We start from the raw sequence: 3,179 nt of genomic DNA, 5'->3' as shown, positions 1-3,179 counted from the left end.
CTCTTGCTCTAGTGGTAGGGGAAGGTCAGGGTGTCGAACACGGTCCGGCCGGTGCACAGCGCCAGCAGCCGTTCAACGCCCAGGCCGAAGGTGAAGACGTCCGCCGGGTCGTAGTCGATGTCGGCGAAGAAGTCGACCGGCCCTTCGTCGGCCGGCACGCTGTGCAACTGGGTGCGCAAGGCGATGTTGGTCTTCACCATCGGCCGGTAGTCGTCGGCGGTCCGCAGCTTCACCCCGCCGTCGCAGAGCTCCACACCGGCCGCTATCAGGGAGAACCGCTGGGCCCGCCCATGGGCGTCGACGCGGGAGTTGTGCCGCAGCTCGTAGGGGAAGCCGTGCAGCACGACGGGGGTTGTGACGGCAGCCTCCACGGCGTGCTTGACGAACTCCTCCATCACCGCCCAGTGCGAGTCGCCGGCCGGCAGGCCGTGGTCCTTGAGCCAGGCCTGCGCCGCCGCGACGAGCTCGGCTCCCTCCGGGGCGCGACTGACGCCGAGCGCCTCGGCGATCGCGTCATCGACCGGCCGGCGGGGGATGACGGAGAAGTCGATCCCGCCCGGAGTCTGCAGCGACGCGAACGCGGCCTGGACGGTGTGCTGGACCAGCTCGGTCACCAGCCCGATGCCGTCCTCCAGGCAGATGTCCCGGGCGGCGGTCTGCAGCATGGTGAACTCGATCGCGTGGGTCTCATCCGCCCGCTCGGCCCGGATGGCCTTGCCCAGGTCGTACACGCGGTCCACGCTCATCACCAGGCGCCGCAGGTGCTCCTCCGCCGAGTGCTTGAGGTGGTACGCGTCGCCGGTGAGCGGGTGGCTGGTGGAGAACTGCGGGATCGGTGCGCTCTCCCGGGCCGCGCACAGGACGGGGGCGGCCACCTCCGTGTATCCGGTCTCGTGCAGCCACGCGCGCATGGCGCGCATCAGGACCGCCTTCGTCAGCAGCAGGTCCCTCTCGGCAGGGTGCTGCTTGAGCAGGGTCCCGTACAGGCGCCGTTGGTCCGGAGTGATCGTCACCTCTCGTCACCTCCCTGCGCGGTCCACGGCGAGGTGATGGTCAGGCCGCAGGCGGCGCCGGAGTCCACGAGGGCTTCCGCGCCGACGGGCAGAGTGTGCTTGAGCGGGGTGTGCCCGAAGGGCAGTCCGAAGGCGATGGGGAAGTCGTACTCGGCGCACAGGTCCATGACCATCTCGTGCGCCGAGACGCCGCCGGACGGCTCGCAGCTGACCAGCTCGCCGACGACCATGCCGGCGATCTGGTCGAGGACACCGCGGTCGCGGAAGTGCGTCAGGGCCTGGTCCAGCTGCTCGACCGGTTTGAAGGCGTCCTCCCACGCCAGCACGGCGCCGTTCCAGTCCGGCTCCCACACGGTGCCCAGCAGGCAGCGCAGGGAGGACAGGCAGCCGGCGACCAGGTGCCCCCGGGCAGTGCCGGTGCGCGCCCAGGTCAGCGGGGCGTCGATGCGCGCGGCCGCGGCGTCGCCGGCCAGGACCGCGGCGAAGTGGTCTCCCGTCGCGGTGGGCGGCTCCTCGGCGCCGAAGTCCCACAGCACGGCGGGGCCGTGGAAGGTGATCAGGCCGGTTCGGGCGGTAATGGCATTGAGCAGCAGGCTCGGGTCGCTCACTCCCACGATCGGCTTGGGGTGCTGGGCGATCAGCTCGTAGTCGAGGCCGCGCAGCAGCCGGTTGGCGCTCTTGCCGCCACCGGCGCACACCACCGCGTCGATGCCGGGGTCGGTGAGGAAGGCGTGGAAGTCGTCCACGAGCTGCGTCTCGCTGCCGGCGCGGTAGCCGTCGCGGCTCGCGGCGTGCGGGGCGATGACGGGCTCGTAGCCGCGGCTGCGCAGACGGTCCAGACCCCGGTCGAAGACGTCGGGGTGGGCGGCCGGTTCGGGAGCGGAGACGGTGACGACGCCGACGCGGCCGCCCTTGGAGAGGGGCGCGGGCAGGAGACGGGCGGACAAGATGCTCTCCTAACAGAGACGAACCACCCCAGTGCGCGGGGTAGCCGGATGAGTGCTGAGGGTGACGGTAGGGGGTGTCAGCGGGCGGGGGCCAGCCGCATGCGGGTCGCCTCCCGGGCGCGGGCAGCGGTCTCCTCGCTGGTCCAGGGCGTCAGGGAGGTGTAGTAGTCGAACCTCGACCAGCCCTCCAGGGAGTCGGGCGGTTCGAAGCCCAGCGCGACCGCCTTGTCCCACAGCTCTCCCACGCCCGGATAAGGGGCGAACAGGTGCACGCGGGTCTCCGGCACGGGGTCGAGCTGGCGCAGCTCCTCGATCAGGGTGTAGGTGTCCTCCACCTCACCGTCGGTCTCCCCCGGGAAGCCGACGATGAAGGTGTAGGAGCCGAGGATCTTGTGCGCGGCGATGTCGGCGGCGACGTCGAGGATCTTCTCCCGCGTGATCTCCTTCTTGACCACCTCCTCCAGCACGCGGTCGTTGCCCGATTCCACGCCCATCAGCAGCCGCGAGCAGCCGCTTGCCGCGATCCGCTCCAGCAGCGGAAGACCCTTCTTGCGGGCCTTGAGGATGTCGTTCGGATTGATGCTGGCCGCCCACCGCAGATCCAGCCCGCGGTCGACCAGCCCGTCACAGAAGCCCATCGCACGCTGCAGGTTCACGAAGAAGTCGGCGTCGTAGAACTTGACGCCGTTGATCGCGAACCGCTGCTTGAGGTCGGCGATGTCGTCGAGGAGTGGGCCGGCGAGCATCGCCGAGTACTTGCGCTTGTAGATCTTCTCGTAGCAGAAGTCGCACTTGTAGACGCAGCCCTGGGAGCTCACGTAGTTCAGCGTCCGGGGGGCCACCGTGGGGTCGTCGCGGATGTAATCGGCGACGTTCAGCAGCGACCACGGGTACGCGCCGAGGTTCTGGGTGCGGGGCGGGTTCGGCCTGCCCTCGAAGACGGTGGCGCCGTCGTCGATCCGCAGGCCCGGGACCAGTCGGCGGGGCACGCGGCCCAGGAGCGACTGAACGTAGTCCAGCATCGAGTTCTGCCCGGGCCCGGTCAGGACTGCGTCCACGAGCGGGTCGGCGGCAGTCTGCTCGGAGAGCACGTTGACGTGCGGGCCGCCGAAGACGACCGGCGGGCAGTAGGCCCGCTTCTTGGCCGCGCGGACGAGGTCCAGGGCGTGGCCGATCTGGCCGCCGCCGGTCATGATGCTCACCCCGATGCACACCGCAT

General features: G+C 70.2%; 3 protein-coding genes. All 3 read right to left on the bottom strand.

Translation table 11 applies throughout. From position 1 onward, the window contains the following. Nucleotides 1–8: 8 nt before the first annotated feature. Nucleotides 9–1,013: an amino acid--tRNA ligase-related protein gene (locus RM812_RS41160; RefSeq protein WP_311585996.1), complete on the bottom strand. Its 1,005-nt coding sequence runs from the start codon at nt 1,011–1,013 to the stop codon at nt 9–11. After that, nucleotides 1,010–1,960: a S66 peptidase family protein gene (locus tag RM812_RS41155; RefSeq protein WP_311585994.1), complete on the bottom strand. Its 951-nt coding sequence runs from the start codon at nt 1,958–1,960 to the stop codon at nt 1,010–1,012. Before RM812_RS41155 ends, RM812_RS41160 begins: the two co-directional genes overlap by 4 nt. A gap of 77 nt (nt 1,961–2,037) precedes the next feature. After that, nucleotides 2,038–3,179: B12-binding domain-containing radical SAM protein (locus RM812_RS41150; RefSeq protein ID WP_311585993.1), on the bottom strand; the 1,142-nt coding region annotated here is incomplete at its 5' end.

This window comes from Streptomyces lancefieldiae (assembly GCF_031845825.1).
In the GTDB taxonomy this organism is placed as follows: domain Bacteria; phylum Actinomycetota; class Actinomycetes; order Streptomycetales; family Streptomycetaceae; genus Streptomyces; species Streptomyces lancefieldiae.
The sequence above is the reverse complement of the archived record's forward strand: the minus strand, read 5'-3'. Positions and strand labels throughout refer to the sequence as shown.